The sequence below is a fragment of the Enhydrobacter sp. genome (genome assembly GCF_030246845.1).
GTDB lineage: Bacteria > Pseudomonadota > Alphaproteobacteria > Reyranellales > Reyranellaceae > Reyranella.
The window spans coordinates 4,318,832-4,338,715 of sequence record NZ_CP126889.1 but is presented as its reverse complement, the minus strand read 5'-3'; the positions used below and the strand labels follow the sequence as shown (position 1 = coordinate 4,338,715).

General features: G+C 68.0%; 19 protein-coding genes. 5 read left to right on the top strand and 14 right to left on the bottom strand.

All coding sequences use genetic code 11. The annotated features are described in order from the left end of the window. The first annotated feature begins 3 nt into the window (after positions 1 to 3). Positions 4 to 933, top strand: a complete 930-nt coding sequence (locus OJF58_RS21625) for a LysR family transcriptional regulator (protein ID WP_300779832.1) — start codon at positions 4 to 6, stop codon at positions 931 to 933. A gap of 196 nt (positions 934 to 1,129) precedes the next feature. On the opposite strand, the gene OJF58_RS21620 is transcribed toward OJF58_RS21625, so the two are convergent. The 8 genes from OJF58_RS21620 to dapA form a co-directional block, all read right to left on the bottom strand. Further along, positions 1,130 to 3,142, bottom strand: coding sequence for an acetyl/propionyl/methylcrotonyl-CoA carboxylase subunit alpha (locus OJF58_RS21620; protein WP_300779831.1), 2,013 nt, complete (start codon positions 3,140 to 3,142; stop codon positions 1,130 to 1,132). Then, entirely contained in the window at positions 3,142 to 3,921 is a 780-nt protein-coding gene (locus OJF58_RS21615) for an enoyl-CoA hydratase-related protein (protein WP_300779829.1), read from the bottom strand. The genes OJF58_RS21620 and OJF58_RS21615 overlap by 1 nt, the downstream gene beginning before the upstream one ends. Positions 3,922 to 3,928: 7 nt before the next feature. Then, a complete protein-coding gene (locus OJF58_RS21610; protein WP_300779828.1) occupies positions 3,929 to 5,536 on the bottom strand; it encodes a carboxyl transferase domain-containing protein in 1,608 nt (535 codons plus the stop codon). Between the two features lie 57 nt (positions 5,537 to 5,593). After that, positions 5,594 to 6,613, bottom strand: coding sequence for a TRAP transporter substrate-binding protein DctP (dctP, locus tag OJF58_RS21605; RefSeq protein ID WP_300779827.1), 1,020 nt, complete (start codon positions 6,611 to 6,613; stop codon positions 5,594 to 5,596). 153 nt (positions 6,614 to 6,766) lie between these two features. Beyond that, a complete protein-coding gene (locus OJF58_RS21600) occupies positions 6,767 to 7,903 on the bottom strand; it encodes an acyl-CoA dehydrogenase family protein (protein WP_300779826.1) in 1,137 nt (378 codons plus the stop codon). Positions 7,904 to 7,996: 93 nt separating this feature from the next. Continuing rightward, complete coding sequence (locus OJF58_RS21595; protein WP_300779825.1) at positions 7,997 to 8,677, bottom strand: SDR family oxidoreductase; 681 nt, start codon at positions 8,675 to 8,677, stop codon at positions 7,997 to 7,999. 10 nt (positions 8,678 to 8,687) lie between these two features. Continuing rightward, positions 8,688 to 9,158 (bottom strand): SsrA-binding protein SmpB, encoded by a 471-nt coding sequence (smpB, locus tag OJF58_RS21590; RefSeq protein ID WP_300779823.1) that lies wholly within the window; start codon positions 9,156 to 9,158, stop codon positions 8,688 to 8,690. 31 nt (positions 9,159 to 9,189) lie between these two features. Then, positions 9,190 to 10,068 carry a 4-hydroxy-tetrahydrodipicolinate synthase gene (gene dapA / locus OJF58_RS21585; RefSeq protein ID WP_300779822.1) on the bottom strand — a complete coding sequence of 293 codons (879 nt, stop codon included), beginning with the start codon at positions 10,066 to 10,068 and terminating at the stop codon, positions 9,190 to 9,192. 111 nt (positions 10,069 to 10,179) lie between these two features. Here dapA and OJF58_RS21580 point away from each other — a divergent pair, with 111 nt between their 5' ends. Then, positions 10,180 to 12,345 (top strand): lytic transglycosylase domain-containing protein, encoded by a 2,166-nt coding sequence (locus OJF58_RS21580; RefSeq protein ID WP_300779821.1) that lies wholly within the window; start codon positions 10,180 to 10,182, stop codon positions 12,343 to 12,345. Between the two features lie 104 nt (positions 12,346 to 12,449). On the opposite strand, the gene OJF58_RS21575 is transcribed toward OJF58_RS21580, so the two are convergent. Both OJF58_RS21575 and OJF58_RS21570 read right to left on the bottom strand, forming a co-directional pair. Then, complete coding sequence (locus tag OJF58_RS21575; protein ID WP_300779820.1) at positions 12,450 to 13,415, bottom strand: aldo/keto reductase; 966 nt, start codon at positions 13,413 to 13,415, stop codon at positions 12,450 to 12,452. After that, a complete protein-coding gene (locus OJF58_RS21570) occupies positions 13,415 to 13,732 on the bottom strand; it encodes a monooxygenase (protein WP_300779819.1) in 318 nt (105 codons plus the stop codon). Before OJF58_RS21570 ends, OJF58_RS21575 begins: the two co-directional genes overlap by 1 nt. Positions 13,733 to 13,771: 39 nt before the next feature. Between OJF58_RS21570 and OJF58_RS21565 the strand changes: the two genes are divergently transcribed. Genes OJF58_RS21565 through OJF58_RS21555 form a run of 3 tightly spaced genes read left to right on the top strand, consistent with a single transcriptional unit; the run spans position 13,772 to position 16,469 of the window. Further along, the gene (locus tag OJF58_RS21565) at positions 13,772 to 14,458 is read left to right on the top strand and encodes a haloacid dehalogenase type II (protein WP_300779818.1); all 687 of its coding nucleotides are present in this window, start codon (positions 13,772 to 13,774) and stop codon (positions 14,456 to 14,458) included. Then, the gene (locus tag OJF58_RS21560; RefSeq protein WP_300779817.1) at positions 14,458 to 15,447 is read left to right on the top strand and encodes a threonine/serine dehydratase; all 990 of its coding nucleotides are present in this window, start codon (positions 14,458 to 14,460) and stop codon (positions 15,445 to 15,447) included. Before OJF58_RS21565 ends, OJF58_RS21560 begins: the two co-directional genes overlap by 1 nt. Further along, on the top strand, positions 15,444 to 16,469 hold the full coding sequence (locus OJF58_RS21555) for an adenylate/guanylate cyclase domain-containing protein (protein WP_300779816.1): 1,026 nt from the start codon (positions 15,444 to 15,446) through the stop codon (positions 16,467 to 16,469). The genes OJF58_RS21560 and OJF58_RS21555 overlap by 4 nt, the downstream gene beginning before the upstream one ends. Here OJF58_RS21555 and OJF58_RS21550 read toward each other — a convergent pair. From OJF58_RS21550 to OJF58_RS21535, 4 genes are all read right to left on the bottom strand, one after another. Beyond that, positions 16,402 to 17,322 (bottom strand): branched-chain amino acid ABC transporter permease, encoded by a 921-nt coding sequence (locus OJF58_RS21550; protein ID WP_300785350.1) that lies wholly within the window; start codon positions 17,320 to 17,322, stop codon positions 16,402 to 16,404. The two genes, OJF58_RS21555 and OJF58_RS21550, sit on opposite strands and share 68 nt — an antisense overlap. Before the next feature lie 86 nt (positions 17,323 to 17,408). After that, complete coding sequence (locus tag OJF58_RS21545; protein ID WP_300785349.1) at positions 17,409 to 18,290, bottom strand: branched-chain amino acid ABC transporter permease; 882 nt, start codon at positions 18,288 to 18,290, stop codon at positions 17,409 to 17,411. A 117-nt stretch (positions 18,291 to 18,407) separates the two neighbouring features. Next, on the bottom strand, positions 18,408 to 19,112 hold the full coding sequence (locus tag OJF58_RS21540) for an ABC transporter ATP-binding protein (RefSeq protein ID WP_300785348.1): 705 nt from the start codon (positions 19,110 to 19,112) through the stop codon (positions 18,408 to 18,410). Positions 19,113 to 19,123: 11 nt separating this feature from the next. After that, a complete protein-coding gene (locus OJF58_RS21535; protein WP_300779815.1) occupies positions 19,124 to 19,879 on the bottom strand; it encodes an ABC transporter ATP-binding protein in 756 nt (251 codons plus the stop codon). Positions 19,880 to 19,884: the final 5 nt, after the last annotated feature.

Genomic DNA, 19,884 nt, shown 5'->3' with positions numbered 1-19,884 from the left:
GACATGTCTACTATGGCATATACCGATTTCGATCTGACCGAGCTGCACCTCCTCGCGACGCTGCTGCACGAGCGCAGCCTCACCCGCACGGCCGAGCTCGTCGGCACGACCCAGCCTGCGGCCAGCAAGGTGCTGCGGCGCCTGCGCGAGCGGTTCTCCGATCCCCTGTTCGTTCGCGAGGGCCCGGCCATGCAGCCGACCAGTCGCATGCTGGAGCTCGCCCCGCGGCTGCAGGCGCTGCTGGCGGCGGCCGACAACCTGCATCGTGGAGTGGCCACTTTCGATCCGGCGCGGTCGGAGCGCCTGTTCGGCCTGCTGCTGACCGACGTCGGCATGATCCACTTCCTGCCGCCGGTCGTCGGCCGGATCGCGGCCATCGCGCCCGGCATCGGCATCCGCGCGGTGCCGCTGCAGGCGCACCAGCTCGAGGCCAGATTGCAGGCCGGCGACGCCGACCTGGCGCTCGGCGCCTTCCCCGGCGCGGCCCGGCACCTGCGGCGTCAGAGGCTCTACTTCGACGGTTATCTGAGCGTCGCACGCAAATCCCACAAGCGCCTGGCGAGGATGCGGACACGCGGCGGCTTCCTGGCCGAGCCGCACATTCTCGTGACGGCCTCGGAGACCGGCCACGCCGCGCATCGCGCCGAGCAGATCGCGCTCGCCGGCGAAGTGCCGTCCGCCAACGTTCTGCTGCGGGTGCCGAGCTTCGTCGCCGCCGCCATCGTCGCGGCGGAGACCGACGGCGTCGCCACCCTGCCAGCCAACCTCGTCCGGCGCCTTGCCGGCCCGCTCGGCCTCGTCGCCTTCGACTGCCCGATCAGCCTGCCACGCATCGAGATCGCGCAGTACTGGCACGAACGCTATCACCGCGACGAAGGCCACTGTTGGCTGCGGTCGCTGACCTTCGACCTGTTCGCCCGCAAGAGCCGTTGACACGTCATCGGCGCGCGCCATTCCCGTGCCAATCTTCGAGACCGCGGCATCCTGCGCGCTCATGAATGCGAGCCGGAGGCTGGCGGTCCATAAGAGCCACTGTCGGTGCTGCGAAAGATCCCCAGCCGTGCTCGGGATGACACGACACTGATGGGGGCCTGCGCTTGCTTCTTGTTAGTGGCGCGCGCCGATGGGCTCAGTCGGCCTCGAATTCGACCAGCTCGGCCCCCTCGGCGACCTGCTCGCCGATTGCGTAACGGACGGCCTTGACCTTGCCGTCGGCGGGTGCGGAAAGCGTGTGCTCCATCTTCATGGCTTCGAGCACGAGGAGCGGCTGGCCCTTGCTCACCGTATCGCCGGCCTTCACGCGCAAGTCGATGATCTTGCCCGGCAGCGGCGAGCGCACCGAGCCCTCGGCGACGCCGGCTGCCTCGTACTGAGTGACGTCGAGCGGATCGACCAGGCGCAGACGGCGCAGGCCGCCGTCGGCGAACAGCGTGTAGTCGATGCCGCCATCGTTGGCCCGCCGCCGCACCACGGCGGCGGTGAAGGTCTCGCCCGCGAGCCAGATCGCGAGCCGCCCATCCTCCGCCCGCCGCACCCGCGCCTCCATCGTGCCATCCGGCAATTCGAGGCCGATGCCGCCGTCGCGACGGCGATGCGCCCTCACGGTCACTTCTCGCTCGCCGTCCTTCCAGCGCACCTCGTCGTAGCCCTCGCCGAGCAAGCGAAAGCCGTTCTGGGCACTCCACGGCGAGTAGGGATCGCCGGCGGAGGGCGGCGCCTCCTCACGCCACTCGGCGAGACGCGCGAGCGTCGCGATGGCAAAGGTGCGATCGCTGGCCGGTGCGGTCTTCGCGAACAGTTCCTCGCGATGGCGCTCGATGAAGCCGGTATCGACTTCGCCGCCCACGAATGCCGGATGGGCGCAGAGCGTCTTCAGGAGCGCCGCGTTGGTGGTCACGCCCACGACCTCGGTCTCGCCCATCAGCGCCGCCATGCGGCGAAGCGCCGAGGTCCGGTCGCGGTCGTGCACGATCACCTTGGCGATCATGGGATCGTAGAACGGCGTCACCGTATCGCCCTCGCGCACGCCCGTATCGACGCGCACGTGCGGGCCTTCAGGCGGCAGACGCAGATGGACGAGCGTGCCGGTCGAGGGCAGGAAGTTGCGCGCCGGATCCTCGGCATAGAGTCGCACCTCGACTGCATGGCCATCGATGCGGAGCTGATCCTGCGTGCGCGGCATCTTCCCGCCGGCCGCGACGAGGAGCTGCCACTCGACGAGATCCTGCCCGGTGATGGCCTCGGTCACGGGATGCTCGACCTGCAGGCGGGTGTTCATCTCCATGAAGTAGAAGGTGCCGTCCTGGTCGGCGATGAACTCGACCGTGCCCGCGCCGACATAGCCGATCGCCTTCGCCGCCGCGACGGCAGCCTCGCCCATCGCCTTGCGGCGCGCCGGCTCCATATCGGGCGCTGGCGCCTCCTCGATCACCTTCTGGTGCCGCCGTTGGATCGAGCAGTCGCGCTCGAAGAGATAGAGGCAGTTGCCGTGCGTGTCGGCGAAGACCTGGATCTCGATATGGCGGGGCCGCGTGAGATACTTCTCGATCAGCACATGGTCGCCGGCGAACGACGCCTTGGCTTCGCGCTTGGCGCCGGCCAGCGCGTCGGCGAACTTGCCCGCGCCCTCGACCACGCGCATGCCCTTGCCGCCGCCGCCGGCCGAGGCCTTGATCAGCACCGGGAAGCCGATGCGCGCCGCTTCCCTCGCCAGGAGCTCCGGCGCCTGGTCGTCGCCGTGGTAGCCCGGCACCAGCGGCACGCCCGCCTTCTCCATGATCTTCTTGGCTTCGCTCTTGGAGCCCATGGCCCGAACCGCGGCGGGCGGCGGACCGATGAAGACGATGCCCGCCTCGGCGCAGGCCTCGGCAAAGGCCGCATTCTCCGACAGGAAGCCGTAGCCGGGATGGATTGCCTGCGCGCCGGTGCGCTTTGCGGCGTCGATGATCCGGTTGGCCACGAGATAGCTTTCGCGCGCCGGCGACGGCCCGATATGGACAGCCTCGTCCGCCATGGCGACATGCCGCGCATCGGCGTCGGCATCGGAGAAGACCGCCACCGTCTTGATGCCGAGGCGGCGCGCCGTCTTGATGACGCGGCACGCGATCTCGCCGCGATTGGCGATCAGGATCTTGGAGAACATCAGACGGCCCACCTCGGCTTGCGCTTGTCCAGGAACGCTTGCATGCCTTCGAGTGCTTCCGCCGTGACGCACTGCTCGGCGACATGCCGGCTGAGCACCGCCGCCGACCGGGAGTCGTGCGGCAATGCGTCGATCGCCGGCACGAGCTTCTTGACCAGGGCCTGCACCGAAGGCGCGCCGAGCTTCAGCTCCCGCGCCAATGTGTTCACGGCCTCGAGCGCCTCGGGCTCCACCACGCGATCGACCAGACCGAGACGCTCGGCCTCGACCGCGTCGAAGGTGCCGCCATGGATCAGGAGCTGGCGCGCCACGCGCGGCCCCACCGCCTCGATCAGCACCGGGATCGCGATCGCAGCCAGCAGCCCGTTGCGCGCCGAGGTGAGACCGAACCGCGCGGTCGAAGCGACGATCGCATAGTCGCAGGCCAGCATCAGGCCGATGCCGCCGCCCACCGCCGCGCCGTGGACGCGCGCGATCGACGGCTTGGGGAAGTCGTAGACGGCCTGGACCGCGCCCATCATCGCCTCGGCGCCGATCCGCCGCTCGCTCTCCGCGAGGCCTGGCCATTGCAGCACCCAGTTGAAGTCGCCGCCGGCCGAGAAGGCCGGTCCCTCGCCGGCCAGCACCAGCACCCGCACCGCCGGATCGGACGCGAACGCCGCGATCGCGTCGCAAACCGCCCGTGCCGTGGCGGCATCGAGGGAATTCATCTCCTTGTCGCGCTTCAGCGTCAGGATGGCGATGCCGTCTTCGACGGCCGTGTGAATGGAGGCGCCCATTGGCCGGTCACATCCGGAAGACGCCGAATTTGCTCGGCCCGATCGGCTGGTTCATCGCCGCGGACAGGCCGAGCGCCAGCGCCATGCGTGTGTCGACCGGATCGAGGATGCCGTCGTCCCACAGCCGTGCTGTCGCGTAGTAGGGATGGCCCTCGCGGTCGTACTGCTCGCGGATCGGCTTCTTGAAGGCCTCCTCCTCGTCCTTCGACCACTGGCCGCCCTTGGCCTCGATGTTGTCGCGCCGCACGGTGGCCAGCACGCTCGCCGCCTGCTCGCCGCCCATCACCGAGATGCGCGCCGACGGCCACATCCAGAGGAAGCGCGGGCTGTAGGCGCGGCCACACATGCCGTAGTTGCCGGCGCCGTAGCTGCCGCCCACGATCACCGTGAACTTCGGCACCGCCACGGTCGAGACGGCGGTCACCATCTTGGCGCCGTCGCGGGCGATGCCGCCGGCCTCGTACTTGCGGCCGACCATGAAGCCGGTGATGTTCTGCAGGAAGAGCAGCGGAATGCCGCGCTGGCCGCAGAGCTCGATGAAATGCGCGGCCTTCAGCGCCGATTCGTTGAACAGGATGCCGTTGTTGGCGACGATGCCCACGGGATAGCCCCAGATGCGGGCGAACCCGGTGACGATGGTTGTCCCGTACAGATGCTTGAACTCGTCGAGCTCGCTGCCGTCGACCAGGCGCGCGATCACCTCGCGCATGTCGAACGGCGTGCGCCCGTCGGGCGGCACCACGCCGTAGAGCTCCTCGGCGGCGAAGCGCGGCTCGACCGGCGGCAGCAGCGCGACCGAGGGCTGCTTCTTCCAGTTGAGGTTGGCCACGATGCGCCGCGCCATGCCGAGCGCATGGCTGTCGTTGTGGGCATAGTGATCGGCGACGCCGGAGGTGCGGGCATGAACATCGGCGCCGCCCAGATCCTCCGCGCTCACGATCTCGCCGATCGCCGCCTTCACGAGCGGCGGCCCGGCGAGAAAGATCGTGCCCTGCCTGCGTACGATGATGGTGTCGTCGCTCATCGCCGGCACGTACGCGCCGCCGGCGGTGCAGGAGCCCATGACGATGGCGATCTGCGGAATGCCCTGCGCCGACATGTTGGCCTGGTTGTAGAAGATCCGGCCGAAGTGCGACTTGTCGGGAAACACTTCCGGCCATTGCGGCAGGTTGGCGCCGCCCGAATCGACGAGGTAGAGGCACGGCAGGCGGTTCTCCATCGCCACTTCCTGCGCCCGCAGGTGCTTCTTCACCGTCATCGGATAGTAGGTGCCGCCCTTCACCGTGGCGTCGTTGCAGACGATCACGCACTCGACGCCGCTCACCCGGCCGATGCCGGTGATGACGCCCGCGCCCGGCGCCTCGTTGCCGTACATGTCCAGGGCGGCAAGCGGCGACAGTTCGAGAAATGGCGAGCCCGGATCGAGCAGCGCCCGCACCCGCTCGCGCGGCAGGAGCTTGCCGCGGGCCACATGACGCTTGCGCGAGGCCTCGCCGCCGCCCAGTTGCACCTTCCCCGTGCGGCTCCTGAGGTCGGCGACGAGCGCTCCCATCGCATCGGCATTGCGTTTGAAGCTGTCGGAACGGGGATCGACCCCGGACGAAAGGACGGTCATGGCAAAAGCCAACCTGCCCGGACGCAACGTCCGGTGCAAGGCCGCCCGCGCCAGCGGCTATGGCAGGCGCGACAGGTTGCGCCAGTCGGCGCCGCGCGCGACGAACTTCTTCTGGTTCTCCCAGGCGGCCGCGAACTCGGGATCGGCGGCGGCTTTCTCCTTCAGCACGGCCTCGGTGTTCCTGCGGAAGGCGTCGAGCAGTTCCGGCGACCATTGCTTGATGGTCACGCCCGACGCGCGCAGCTTCTCCAGCGCCAGCGCCTGGGTGTGGGCGGAGCGGCTCAGCATCCAGGTGATGTTGGCCCGGCATGAAGTCTCGATCTGGGCGCGCTCGGCCTTGGGCAGCGCATCCCACTTGTCCTTGCGCATCAGGAAGTCGAGCACCGCGGAGGGCTGCTGCCAGCCCGGCAGGTAGTAGGGCAAGCCGAGCTTGTCGAAGCCGAGCGCTGCATCCATGGCGGGCGTCGACATCTCGCCGCCGTCCACGTGGCCCTGCTGGAGCTGATAGAAGAAGTCCCCAGCCGGAACCGGAACCACCGTCGCCCCCATGCGCTCGATCACCGATGCGGCGATGTGGCCATAGCGCAGACGCTCCCCCTTGAAGTCCTGCGCGGTGTCGAGGTCGCCGCGAAACCAGCCGCCGCCCTTTGGACCCTGCATGCCGCAGGGGATGCCGGCCACACCCAGCTTGTCATAGGCGTAGTGATGCAGCCGGCCGCCGTCGCCTTCCAGGATCCAGGTCGTCATCTCCTCCGGCCCCGGTCCGAACGGCACGGTGGCGAACAGCGCCAGCACCGGCGCCTTGGCGGCGGCATAGCCCGACCAGGTGAAGGCGGCCTCGAGGTCGCCGCTCACGATCGCGTCGAGCATGTCCTTCGTCGGGGCCACGCGGCCTGGCTCGATGATCTTGATGCCGAGGGCGCCGCCGGAGATGTGCTTCAAAGTGCGGGCGAAGACCCGCACCCCCTCGCCCGCCCCCGGCAGGTTGGGATTGAACGCCGTCTGCATCTGCAACGTGCGGCCGCCGGGTGCGACGGGCTTCCCATCGTCGGCCCAGGCCAGTGTCGCTGCCGTCATGACGGCGGCGATCGTTGTCCAACCAATTGCCCGAAGATTAATGCGCACGGCCCATCATCCGCGGCGTCTCTCCTTCCCAACCAACCCCGTTGCCGTTTATTTCACCTGGACTGAGCTTTGCATGCGACCGATAAATGCACAAGCCGTGCGCAATCAGATGGCCGCCAAGCCGCGCCCGATGAGCATCCGCTGCACATCACTGGTGCCTTCGTAGATCTGGCAGACCCGGACATCGCGCCAGATCTTCTCGACCAGATAGTCGGAGACATAGCCATAGCCGCCGTGGATCTGGATCGCGGCCGAGCAGACCGCCTCCGCCATCTCCGATGCATAGAGCTTGGCCATTGCGGCTTCGGTGAGGCAGGGACGGCCGGCTTCGCGCAGGGACGCTGCATGCAGCACCATCTGGCGGGCGACCGTGACCTTGGTCGCCATGTCGGCGAGGCGGAACTGCACAGCCTGATGGTTCACGATCCTGGTGCCGAACGCCTCGCGCTCGCCGGCATAGGCACGCGCAAGCTCGAACGAGGCCCGCGCCATGCCGACCGCCTGCGCCGCGATGCCGATGCGGCCGACCTCGAGATTGGCGAGCGCGATGCGATAACCCTCGCCTTCCGCTCCCAGCATCGCATCGGCGCCCACTTCGCAGTTCTCGAACGCGATCTGGCAGGTGTCGGACGATTTCTGGCCGAGCTTCTTCTCGACCGATGCGACGCGATAGCCCGGCGTGCGGGTGGGCACGATGAAGCAGGAGATGCCGCGCTTGGTGTTGGCCGGATCGGTGACCGCGAAGACCAGCCCCACGTCGGCGGTGCGGCCAGAAGTGATGAACTGTTTCACCCCGTTCAACACCCAGCCGTTGCCGCGACGCTCGGCGCGAGTCCGCAAATTGGAGGCGTCCGAGCCCGCCTGCGGCTCGGTGAGGCAGAAGGCGCCCAGCATCTCGCCGCGCGCGATGGGCTTCAGCCACTTCTCCTTCTGCTCGGGCGACCCATAGGCGAGCAACGCCGCGCAATCGGGCGAATTGTTGACGCTCATCACCGTGGAAAGACCGCCGTCGGCCGCCGCGATCTCCTCCAGCGCCAGCACGTAGGAGACCATGCCCGCTCCCGCCCCGCCCCATTCCGTCGGCACACACATGCCCATGAAGCCCAGCCGGCCCATCTCGGCGAGGAGGCCGCGCGGGATTTCCCCTGCCGTCTCCCATGCGCGTACGTGCGGCAGCACCTGCTCCTGCGCGAAGGCGCGGGCGGTGTCGCGGATCAGGATCTGTTCTTCCGTCAGCAGCATTGGTCCCCAGCCGTCCGTTCACGCAATACCAGTGTCAGCCCTCGCTGTCGCTCGAGATGACACGGCGAGACAAGCGGGATGACGGAGATCCTCTCACCATGGCAGCTCCGTGCCGTCGTACTGCAGGTAGCGGCCGTTGTCGGCCGGCCTCAGGCCGTCGATCACCTTGATCATGCCGGGCACGCTCTGCTCGATGGTGAGCGTCGCGCTCGGCCCGCCCATGTCGGTCTGCACCCAGCCGGGATGCAGGGCGACGCAGATCACGCCCCTGCCGGCGAGATCCCTGGCGAGGCAGCTCCATTCCATGTTCAGGGCCGTCTTGCTGGCGCGATAGATGTAGCGACCGCCGTCGTTCTTCGCGATGCTGCCCAGGATGCTGGTGATGGCGATCAGCTTGCGCTGCTGCGAGCGCGCCACATGGTCGGCGAAGGCCTCCGCCATCATCAGCGGCGCGAGCGCGTTTACCTCGAAGACCTTGCGCCACAGCTCGGGATCCAGCGAGCCCAGCGTCTGGGCGGCATCGCCGCGCTCGCCGCTGATGCCGGCATTGCAGATCAGCACGTCGATCGCCTCGCCCGACAGCCTCTTCGCCAGGGTCTTCACCGCCTTGTAGTCCGTGACGTCGAGCGGGTGATGATGGATATCCCCTTTGACGGCCTCGAGCGCTTCCGGCTTGCGCGCGCAAGCCAGCACCTTCCAACCCTTGGCGGCATATCGTCTGGTGAAGTCGAGGCCGAGGCCGCGCGCGGCGCCGGTGATCAGGACGGTGCTCATGATGATCCTCCTAGCCGCGGCTCAAGAGCCGCGCCCGCTGGCGCTTCCAGTCGCGCTCCTTGATCGCCTGGCGCTTGTCGTGCGCCTGCTTGCCGGTGACCAGCGCGATCTCGATCTTGGCCCGGCCGCGCGGGTTGAAATAGACCTGCAGCGGCACGACCGTCCGGCCCTCGCGCTGGATGGCGCCGATCAGACGGTTGATCTGCTTGCGATGCAGCAACAGCTTGCGCGGCCGGCGCGGCTCGTGATTGAAGCGGTTCCCGGCGGTGTACTCGGGGATGTGGGCGTTGACGAGCCAGGCCTCGCCGCCGCGCTCGGTGACGTAGGACTCGGCGATGTTCGAGCGGCCGCCGCGCAGCGACTTGACCTCGGTCCCGGTCAGCGCCAACCCTGCCTCCATCGTCTCCTCGATGAAGTAGTTGTGCCGCGCCTTGCGGTTCTGGGCCACCACGGTGTGACCCAGCTCCGGTTTCTTCGCCAAGGGAACCCGCCCGTCGCCTGGTTGGGCGCGACTAGTTGATCAGGCCGGCATGCACCATCGCGTCGCGCACCTGCTTCTTGGTGGCGTCGGTGCATTCGACCAGCGGCAGCCGAAGCCGGGCGCTGGCCTGGCCGATCAGCTCGCAGGCGTATTTCACCGGAGCCGGGCTCGTCTCCACGAACAGCGCCTTGTGCAGGGGCATCAGCCGGTCCTGGATCTCGAACACTTTGTCGAGGTCGCGCGCCTTCCAGGCGTCGTGCATGTCGCCGCAGAGGCGCGGCGCGACATTCGCCGTGACGGAGATGCAGCCATCGCCACCCTGGGCCATGAAGCCCATGGCGCTCGCGTCCTCTCCGGATAGCTGGACGAAGCCCTTCCGGGCGCGCAACCGGGTAAGCGTCGGGCGGGCCATGTCGTAGCTCGCATCCTTGATGCCGACGATGTTCCGTATCTGCGACAGGCGCACGACCGTGTCGACCTGCAGGTCGCAGCCGGTGCGCGGCGGCACGTTGTAGAGGAGGATCGGGATGTCGACCGCCTCAGCCACCGCCTTGAAGTGCTGGTACATGCCCTCCTGGGTCGGCTTGTTGTAGTACGGCACGACCAGCATGGCGGCATCGGCGCCGGCCTCCTTGGCATGCCTGGTGAGATCGATCGCCTCCTCGGTCGAGTTCGATCCGGTACCGGCGATCACCGGCACGCCGCTGCCCCTGGCGGTCTGGATGCAGATGTCGATGACGCGCTTGTGCTCGTCATAGGAAAGGGTCGGCGATTCGCCCGTCGTGCCGCACGGTACCAGTCCATCCGTGCCTTCCTTGATCTGCCAGGTCACGAACTTCTCGAATCCCTTTTCGTCGACCGACCCGTTCTTGAACGGGGTGATCAACGCGACGAGCGATCCGGCGAACATGGCTTTCCTCCGAATTTCAGGGAAGTCTCTAGTCTATGCTTCACTGTGGGACGCGGCAAGGTGAGCAACTTGCCATTGTGATGCCGCAACGACCTGCCTACGATTCCTAGCGTGAAAGTTCCCCGATCTTCCATTCTCCTGGTGCTGGCGGGCCTCGCCGGCGGTTCCGTCTACGCCCAGCACGCCGGCGTCACCATCTTGCGCGGCGAGAGCGGGAATTCCACGGGATCGGGATCGTCCGACACAGGCGTCCGCTACGTTCCCTCGACTGGCGGCGGTGCGAGCCGACCGGCGCGGCCGACCGCCCCGAAGACAGCGGAAATCCCGATTGTCAGCGGCGGCGCCGGCCATAGCGTCCTGCCGCCGGCAGCATCCAGCGAGATGGCCCAGGCGATCGCTCCCAGCAAGCCGCTCACCGAAGCCGAGGCGGCCGCGCTGGCCGTCGCCTTCAAGGCCATCGACGAGGGACGCTATGCCGATGCGCGTCCTGCCGTCGCCAATTTCAAGAACGCCCTTCTCGCGGAGATCGTCGACTGGTCGGTGTTGCGGGCCGCGCCCAAGACCGAGGCCGATTTCGCCTCCACCTGGCGCTTCCTGCGCGACCACCCGGACTGGCCCGAGCCCGAAGTGCTGCGCCGCCGCGCGGAGGACCGCATCACGGCCGAGACGCCGCCCGACGACGTCTGGCGCTATTTCACCGCCTTCCCGCCGCTCACCAGCGCCGGCACCCTGCGTCGGCTCGAGGCAGCGAGCGCCGTCAGCCCCCAGGACGTGCCGCGCCTCGCACGCGAGAGCTGGCGAACGGCGACCTTCAAGCCTTCGGACGAGACCGAGTTCCTCGATCGCTACGGCCAGTATCTGTCGGGCGAGGACCAGATCGCGCGCTTCGACCGCATCCTGCGCGAGAACCGGCCGCAGATCGCGCGTGATCTCCTGTCGAAGCTGCCGCCGGACTATCGGCCCGTGGCGGAGGCTCGGCTGGCGATGGCCACGCGCGCCGCCGACGCCGTCACCATCCTGCGCGGCGTGCCAGCGGCCAAGCTCGCCGATCCGACCATCCGCCTCGAGCAGCTCTCCTGGCTGCGACGCACCGGCAAGCTCGACCAGGCTCGGGCGCTGCTGGCCCAGGACTCGAACCAGAGCGATGCCTGGTGGAACGAGCGTCAGCAGATCGCGCGCGATCTCCTGGCGGCCGGCCGGGCAGCCGATGCCTATGCGATCGCGAGTCAGCACGGCCAGGCGAAGGGTGTGGCCTTCGCCGAGGCGGAGTTCCTCGCCGGCTGGATTGCGCTACGCCATCTCAGGAAGCCGGCCGAGGCGCTGAAGCATTTCCAGACGCTTTACGACGGCGTGTCGACGGACATCTCCAAGAGCCGCGCCGCCTACTGGCTCGGCCGGGCCTACGAGGCCTCCGGCCGCGGCAGGGAGGCGCGCCAGTGGTACGCGCGCGCCGCCGACTACGGCCAGACGTTCTACGGCCAGCTCGCCGCCCGCAAGCTGCCCGGCGGCGCCGCGCGCCTGCCGACCGACCCCGTGGCGTCGCAGACCGACCTGCAGGCCCTGTCCGGGCGCGAGCTGGTGACGGTGGCGCGCTACATCGGGCAGTCCGGCTACTCGGAGCGCACGCGACCCTTCCTGCTGAAGCTCGCACAGGCCGTCAGAGGCCCGGGCGAGACGCTGCTGCTGGCCAACCTGGCGGTCGAGCTGAAGCGGCCGGATGTCGCGCTCACGATCGCGCGTCACGCCACGGCAAGCGGCGTCACGTTGTTCGACACCTCGTTCCCCGTCGTCGATCTCGGCGCCACGGGTTCGATCGAGCGGGCGCTGGCGCTCGCGGTGACCCGACAGGAGAGCGCCTTCAATTCGGCCGCGGTCTCGCCGTCCGGCGCGCTCGGCCTGATGCAGCTCATGCCCGGCACGGCGCGCGATGTCGCCGGCCGCCTCGGCCTGCCCTTCGTGCAATCCAAGCTGACAGCCGATCCGGCCTACAATGTCGCGCTCGGCAGCCAGTATCTTGCCGAGATGCTGCAGCGCTTCGGCGGCTCCTACGAACTGGCGCTTGCCGCTTACAATGCCGGGCCCAACCGCGTGGCGCGCTGGCTGCAGACCATCGGCGATCCGCGCGGCGGCAAGATCGACATGGTCGACTGGATCGAGATGATCCCGCTGCGCGAGACCCGCAACTACGTGCAGCGCATCATGGAGAGCGTGGGCGTCTATCGCGACCGGCTGAGCGGCTCCTTCAAGATGCTCGAGCCGGCGATGGGCCGGTCCTGACACGAGGGATCCCTCGCCTTCGGCTCGGGAGGACACCAGATTCCATGTCTATCCCGAGATTCCATGTCTATCCCGAGCGTAGCGAGGGATCATTGAGTGCGTTGCTACGTCCGGAGTCGCAACAGGGTCTCCTCCGGCAGCGGGCCCTTGTTCACCGCGGCGGCGGCCTGCTCGAGCTGATCGAGGGTCGAGTAGCCGACCAGCATCGTCGTCACGTCGGGGTTGGCGATCACGAAGCGGAGCGCGAGTTCCGTCAGGCTGCTGGCAACGCCCTGCTTCACGAGAGGCTCGAGCGCCTTGGCACGGGCGACGTCGGCGACGAAGCTCGGCGCCGACCCGATCGGCGCCACGTCCTGCATGGCGAGCGGATGCCGCTCGGTTGTTCCCGCCAGCGCCCCACCCGCCAGGGCGCGGATCACGATCGTTCCCATGTCCATCGCACGGCTGCGATCCAGCAGGTGCGCATAGTCCTGGCCGGGCGCGCCGCGCGGCATCGGCCCGCCGGCGCTGGGATTGAGGACATTGTAGACGACCTGCATCGTGTCGAAGGCGCCCGACTCGATGGCCCTCAGCAGCGCAGGCGTCTCGCCGACGCCGCTCAGGCCGATGAAGCGCGTCTTGCCCGCCTTCTGCACGCGCTGCATCGCCGGCACCACCTCGGCAAGCGCGACGTCGACCGCCAGCCGATCGTCGCCGTCGGCCGCCACAAGCGGGTTGTGAAGCTGGAACAGGTCGACATGGTCGCGGCCCAGCCGCTGCAGGCTCTCATCCATGGATTGCACGATGAAGTCGCCGATCCGCGTGCGATCCGCCGCCTTCAGCCGTACCTTGGTGCCGAGCACGATGTCCGGCTTCAGAGCGTTCAGCACGCGCCCCAGATTGCGCTCGGACTCGCCGTTGCCGTAGAGCGGTGCGGTGTCGACGTAGTTGATGCCGAGCTCGACGGCACGCGTGATGGCCCGCTCCTGATCCAGCGCCGCGCCTTTGGTCATCAGGCCGCCGACCGCGCCTGCGCCGAAGCCCAGCAGGGATATGTCGAGGTTCGTGCGTCCCAGCCGGCGGCGTTGCATCAGCGCTCTCCTTCGACCCGGACCTTTCCCGCTTCGTTGTCCACCACGACATGGCTGTCGTAGTAGGTGACGGTGGGTTTCGCGCCGAACCGGGCCTCCATCCGCTTCTCCCAGTCCGGCGTGTACCAGGCGCGCGCGGCGGCCTCGGACTCCCAGAGATAGACCCCGCCGCCGCCGGCCTCGCCATTGATGTAGTATTTTCGCAGAAGCCCCTTGGCGCCGAGCGCGCTATAGGTCGGCGCCGATTTGCGCGCCGCTTCGACCGCGGCCTCGCGCGAACGCTTGGTCATGGGGATCTGAACGATGGCGACGAACATGCCGGACAGCCTACGGGCATCGACGGCCGGGAGCAATTCATGGGCACGGATATGAACGGCATCGAACTCTGCGTATTCGACGCCTACGGCACGCTCTACGACTTCAACTCGGCGGTCGCCCGTCACCGCGCTGCGATCGGCGCCAAGGCGGAGGCGCTGACTGGAATGTGGCGCGACAAGCAGATCCAGTACACCTGGCTGCGCAACAGCATGGGCGCCTACGACAAGTTCTGGCAGGTGACGGGCGAGGCCCTGGATCATTGCCTGGTGGCGCAGGGGATCGCTGCATCGGACGTGCGCGAAAAGCTCCTGTCGGCCTATCTGGCGCTGGCGCCCTTTCCCGAGGTGCCGGCCGCGCTCGACAGGCTGAAGGGCGCGGGAAGGCGGCTGGCGATCCTGTCCAACGGCAATCCCGAGATGCTCGATCCGATGGTGCGGGCATCGGGTCTCGCCGACCGGTTCGAGGTGGTCCTGAGCGTGGACGCCGTCGGTGTCTTCAAGCCCGATCCCCGGGTCTATCGACTGGTCGAGGCGCGGCTCGGCGTCGCGCCCGACAAGGTCTGCTTCCTTTCGTCGAATTGCTGGGACGCGCATGGCGCCGCCCACTTCGGCTTCCGCACGGTGTGGGTGAATCGCATGAACGCCCCCGACGACGGCCTGCCGGGCCGGCTGGCGGCGCAGATCAAGGATCTCTCCCGGCTCCCTTCCCTTCTCGGTATCGCCTGATGTCCTCGTCCCCGACCTTCGCCGATGTCCAGGCCGCCGGGCGGCGTCTGGAGGGCATCGTCGTCCGCACCCCGCTTCTCGAGAGCCAGCGCGTCAATGCACGACTGGGAGGGCGGCTGTTCGTCAAGGCCGAGTGCCTGCAGCGGACCGGCTCCTTCAAGATCAGGGGGGCCTACAATTTCCTGGCCTGCATGAGCGACTCCGATCGCAGGAAGGGCGTGGTCGGCTGGTCGTCGGGTAACCACGCGCAGGGCCTGGCCGAGGCGGCGCGGCTGATGGGCGTCAAGGCGACCATCGTCATGCCAGCCGACGCACCGGCGCTCAAGGTCGCGAACACCCGCGCGAGCGGTGCCGAGATCGTGCTCTACGACCGCGTGAAAGAGAGCCGCGAGGAGATCGGGCTCGGCATCGCCCGGAAAGCCGGCGCCACGGTCGTGCCGCCCTACGATCATCCCTGGATCCTCGTCGGTCAGGGCACGGCGGGTCTGGAACTCGCCGAGCAGGCCAAGAAGCTGGGCGTCACGCTCGACGCCGTTGCCGCCCCCTGTTCCGGCGGCGGGCTCGCCACCGGCGTGGCGCTCGGCGTCAAGGGCCTCAGCCCCTCGACCACGGTCCATGCGGGCGAGCCGGCGGGCTTCGACGACATGGCGCGCTCGCTGGCCGTCGGCCGCAAGCAGCGCAACGCCAGGCTCTCGGGCTCGATCTGCGATGCCCTGCTCGCCCCCGAACCGGGCGATGTCACCTTCCCCCTGGCGCGGAAGCTGCTGGGACCGGGCCTGGTGGTCACCGACGACGAGGTGCTCGACGCCATGGAGGTCGCCTTTCGCGAATTCAAGCTCGTCGTCGAGCCGGGCGGCGCGGTGGCGCTGGCGGCCGCGCTTGCCGGGAAGCTGCCGGTGAGCGGCCGCGCCGTCGCGGTTGTCTGCTCAGGCGGCAATGTCGATCACGACACTTTTCGGCGGGCCCTGGAGCGCCGCCCTGACGCATGAGATCCGGCCGCAGCCGTCGCGAATGGCGGATCATTCTCTGGCTCAGCGTCGCATTTGCCGCGATCAGCGCCTATTTCGGTTATTCCGTCGGCGATCCGACGCCACATTCCGCCATCATGGGCGTCGTCAACTCGCTGGTCATTGCGACGCCAATCCTGCTTTTCGAGGTCAAGGGCCAGCGCCTTCGCCTGCTGCGACGCCTGCGACGTCAGCCGCTGCTGGTCTATTTCGGCTTCAGGGTCCTCTTCTACATCGTCGTGATCATCGGCGGGCTCGTGATCGTACGACTGCTGGTCGACGACATACCCGAGGTCTTCAACGACACCTTCCGATCCTCGGTGGTGTTCTCCATCGCAATGGCCATTCTCGCCAATCTCGTGTTCGAAATGGGCAGCCTTTTGGGCTTCGGCACGCTCAAGAATCTGTTGACCGGTCGCTACGTGCATCCGCGCCGCGAGCAGCGCGCCTTCGTCCTGATCGACATGAAGGATTCCACCGGCCTGGCCGAACGGTTGGGGCCGATCCGCTTCCATGAACTGCTCAATGCCTTCTTTCGCGATGTCGCGGATGCCGCTCTCGAATGCAGCGCGGAGATCCACAAGTATGTCGGCGACGAGGCGATCCTGACGTGGTCGGGCAACGACGCCATCGCCGGCGGCGACTGTGTGGCCTGCCCTTTCATCGCCCAGGACATGATTGCCGCCAACGGCGAGCAGTACAGGAAGCGGTTCGGCGTCGTGCCCCAGTTCCGCGCCTCCCTGCATTGGGGCGAGATCGTCGCCGGCGAAATCGGCGATGTACGGCGCGAGATCGCCTATGTCGGCGACACGCTGAATGTCGCCGCTCGGCTGCTCGACGCGACCAAGGCGCTGGGCCACGACGTCCTGGCGTCGGCCGATCTGCTGGAACGCGCGACGGTGCCGACCGATCTCGCGGCCGAGCCGCTGCCGACGCTCACGGTGCGCGGCCGAGCGGCGCCGCTTGCGATCGCGACGCTGCGGCGCCGCCCGGCCGCGCCCTGAACCGCTCGAGGAGGCTCCCCAAGATGCCCTTGGGCAGGAAGATGATGAACGCCACCAGCAGGGCGCCGTAGATCAGGTTGTCCCAGCCGACCGCCTTGGTGCCGAAGCCGATCCGCAGCACCTCCGCCAGCAGGATCGTGATGACGGCGCCGACCGTCGGCCCGAGCGCCACATAGAGCCCACCCACCACGGCCGCGAACACCATCTGCAGCGATACCGCGATGCCACTCACCGTGTCGGGCGAGATGAACATCTGATATTGACAGTAGACGGCGCCGGCGAGCGCCGTCATCAGCGCGCTCAGCACGGTGATCTTGAGCTTCTCGGCCGTGACGTTGACGCCCGCGGCGGCGGCGGCGTCCTCGTCCTCGGAGATCGCCTCCAGGGCGTGGCGCGCCATGCTGCGGTCGACCCAGAACCAGATCAGCAGGCCGGCTGCCCAGACCGCCAGCGCGGCGAAGTACCAGACCGTCTTGTCGCTCGACTGCAGGGCGACGAGCTTGCTGCCGGTCGCGGCCTGCGGCGTGTAGCCCAGCGACCCGCCGGTATAGTCGCGCGCGGCGGTGATCACCTGCAGGACGATGCCCGACAGCGCCAAGGTCACCAGTGCGAAATAGTGGCCGGTGATGCGGAAGCGGAAGCAGGGATAGGCGACGACCAGCGCGAGCACCCCGGCGCACACGAGGGCGATCGGAATGCCGAGCCAGGGCGAGACGCCGAGATGGTTCCACAGCAGGGCCGTCACATAGGCGCCGACGCCCATGAAGCCGCCGTGGCCGAGCGACGTGAGACCGAACCGGCCCATCATCGACCACGACGTGTAGGCGAACGACCAGATCAGGATCAGCACCATGATGTGGAGGTGATAGGGATCGCGATGGACGAACGGCAGGGCCGCGAGGATCACGGCCGCCGCCGGCCAGGCGCCGTACCGGGCGCTCACGACCGCCTCGCCAGCAGGCCGCGCGGCCTGACGAACATCATCAGGATGAAGAAGCCGAAGGCCAGCACGTAGCCCCACTCCAGGTCGGAGAAGAGCCCGCCCAGCGAGATGATCTCGGCGAACACGAAGGCCGCGACGAAGCCGCCGATGAAATTGCCGAGGCCGCCCAGGACGCAGATCAGGAAGGTGATCGGCCCGATCGAGAGGCCGATGAAGGGATGCACGTCATAGAGTAGAACCAGGAGACAGGCCGCGAGGCCGGCCAGCGCGCCGCCGAGCGCCGAGGTGATCAGGTAGATGCGGCGCGTGTCCACGCCCATCAGGATCATGATCTGGCGATCCTGGGCGATGGCGCGGATCGCGGTGCCGACGTAGCTCTTCTTCATGAAGACGTAGACGGCGACCATGCCGACCAGGGCGGCGACGAAGGCGAGCAGCCGGGCGTAGCTGAAATGCATCTCGCCGATGCCCAGCACCGGAAGCTGGATGCCGATGTTGCGGAAGTCGATGCCGAAGGCGACGGTGGCGAAGCTCTGCAGGAAGAACAGCACGCCGCCGGTGGCCAGCAACTGGTTGATCGGCGGCGCCGAGAGCAGCGGCTCGATCACCAGGAGGTGCAGGGCTGCCCCCAGCGCGGCGACCAGCAGGATGCACAAGGGCGCGGCAAGCCAGTAGGACACGTCGAAAGCGGCGACGAGATAGTACATGCCGTACATGCCGATCATGATCAGCTCGGCGTAGCAGATCCAGATGACGTCGATCACGCCGAACACCAGGTTCAGACCGAGCGCCAGCAGCGCCAGAACACCGCCCAGCAGGATGCCGTTCAGCACCGCCTCGAGCAGGTAGATGTCGAAGATATCGAGGAAGTCCTGCATCACCAGGCACCCATTCGTGTCATCCCGAACGAAGTGAGGGATCTTTCGTGGCGTCGATCAAAGATCCCTCGCTGTCGCTCGGGATGACACCCATTCCGGGCGGGAATGTGGGTCGAGCTACACACCGAGATACGCCTGCTTGATGGTGTCGCTTCGCAGCAGGTCGGCGGCGCTGCCGGAGATCCGGATCGTGCCCGCCTCCAGCAGGTAGGCCCGGTCGACGACCTTCAGCACCTGCTGCACGTTTTGCTCGACGATCAGCACGGTGAGCCCGCTCGCGCGGATGCGCTTCACCAGCTCGAACACCTGCTGCACCACGACCGGCGCGAGGCCGGCCGACGGCTCGTCGAGCAGCAGGAGCTTGGGGTCGCTCATCAACGCGCGGCCGATGGCACACATCTGCTGCTCGCCGCCCGACATCGTGCCGGCGAGCTGATGGCGGCGCTCCTTCATGCGCGGGAACAGGTCGAACACGAACTCCAGCCGCCGGTCGTGCTTGGCGCGCGCCTCGCGCATGAAGGCGCCCATCCTGAGGTTGTCCTCGACGGTGAGGCCGGGGAAGAGGCGGCGGTTCTCGGGCACATGGGCGATGCCGAGACCGACGATGCGGTGCGGCGCGGTGGCGAGCACATCGGCCCCTTGCATGGCGATCGACCCGCCGCGCGGGCGGATCAGGCCCGAGATCACCCGCATCAAGGTGGTCTTGCCGGCGCCGTTGGGGCCGACAACGCCGACCGCCTCCCCCGCCTTGACCTCGAGATCGATCCCGAACAGCGCCTGGAAGCTGCCGTAACCCGCATCGATCCGCTTCAGCTCGAGCATCGGCGATCCCATCAGCGATGCCTCGTGGCCGCCGCGGCCTGGGTCGCCTCGGCATCCGTGCCGAGATAGACTTCGATTACCCGCGGGTCGCTCGCCACCGCGCCCGGCAGTCCCTCGGCGATCTTCTCACCGTGATCGAGCACCATGACGCGGTCGACTACGCGCATCAGGACGCCCATGATGTGCTCGACCCAGATGATGGTGATGCCGAGCTCGTCGCGGATCCGGCGCAGCATGTCGGCCGCCTGGTCCATCTCCTTCTCGTCGAGACCGCCCAGGCTTTCGTCGGCCAGCAGCAGCTTGGGGCCGGTCGCCAGCGCCTTGGCGAGCTCCAGCTTCTTCAGGCCGGCGGCGCCCAGGCCGTCGACGGCGGCGCGACGGTCGGTCGGCAGGCCGACCAGCGCCAGCGCACGCTCGGCCGCTTCCGTCGCCTTGGCCCGGCTGTGCCGGTTCTGGCCGAAGTAGCCGGCCAGCTCGACATTGTCGAAGATCGACAGCCGGCGAAAGGGCCGCGGGATCTGGAAGGTCCGTCCGATGCCGCGGTTGATGATGGTGTGCGGTGCCAGGCCGGAAAGCTCGTGCCCCTCGAAGCGGATCGAGCCCGCCGACGGCGGAAAGGTGCCCGACAGCATGTTGAAGATCGTGCTCTTGCCAGAGCCGTTCGGGCCGATCAGGCCGACAATCTCGCCCTGATCGACCTTGAACGAGACGTTGCCGACGGCCGTGAAGCCGCCGAAACGCTTGACCAGATTGCTGACGACGAGCACGGCCC

Bases quoted from the DNA above. Each gene is read 5' to 3' on its own strand.
- dapA (WP_300779822.1), bottom strand. From the start codon at position 10,068: ATGTTCGCCGGATCGCTCGTCGCGTTGATCACCCCGTTCAAGAACGGG.
- OJF58_RS21600 (WP_300779826.1), bottom strand. From the start codon at position 7,903: ATGCTGCTGACGGAAGAACAGATCCTGATCCGCGACACCGCCCGCGCC.
- dctP (WP_300779827.1), bottom strand. From the start codon at position 6,613: ATGACGGCAGCGACACTGGCCTGGGCCGACGATGGGAAGCCCGTCGCA.
- OJF58_RS21540 (WP_300785348.1), bottom strand. From the start codon at position 19,112: ATGCTCGAGCTGAAGCGGATCGATGCGGGTTACGGCAGCTTCCAGGCG.
- OJF58_RS21620 (WP_300779831.1), bottom strand. From the start codon at position 3,142: ATGTTCTCCAAGATCCTGATCGCCAATCGCGGCGAGATCGCGTGCCGC.
- OJF58_RS21565 (WP_300779818.1), top strand. From the start codon at position 13,772: ATGGGCACGGATATGAACGGCATCGAACTCTGCGTATTCGACGCCTAC.
- OJF58_RS21545 (WP_300785349.1), bottom strand. From the start codon at position 18,290: ATGCAGGACTTCCTCGATATCTTCGACATCTACCTGCTCGAGGCGGTG.
- OJF58_RS21575 (WP_300779820.1), bottom strand. From the start codon at position 13,415: ATGCAACGCCGCCGGCTGGGACGCACGAACCTCGACATATCCCTGCTG.
- OJF58_RS21625 (WP_300779832.1), top strand. From the start codon at position 4: ATGTCTACTATGGCATATACCGATTTCGATCTGACCGAGCTGCACCTC.
- OJF58_RS21570 (WP_300779819.1), bottom strand. From the start codon at position 13,732: ATGTTCGTCGCCATCGTTCAGATCCCCATGACCAAGCGTTCGCGCGAG.
- OJF58_RS21595 (WP_300779825.1), bottom strand. From the start codon at position 8,677: ATGAGCACCGTCCTGATCACCGGCGCCGCGCGCGGCCTCGGCCTCGAC.
- OJF58_RS21550 (WP_300785350.1), bottom strand. From the start codon at position 17,322: ATGGTGCTGATCCTGATCTGGTCGTTCGCCTACACGTCGTGGTCGATG.
- OJF58_RS21610 (WP_300779828.1), bottom strand. From the start codon at position 5,536: ATGACCGTCCTTTCGTCCGGGGTCGATCCCCGTTCCGACAGCTTCAAA.
- OJF58_RS21560 (WP_300779817.1), top strand. From the start codon at position 14,458: ATGTCCTCGTCCCCGACCTTCGCCGATGTCCAGGCCGCCGGGCGGCGT.
- OJF58_RS21615 (WP_300779829.1), bottom strand. From the start codon at position 3,921: ATGGGCGCCTCCATTCACACGGCCGTCGAAGACGGCATCGCCATCCTG.
- OJF58_RS21555 (WP_300779816.1), top strand. From the start codon at position 15,444: ATGAGATCCGGCCGCAGCCGTCGCGAATGGCGGATCATTCTCTGGCTC.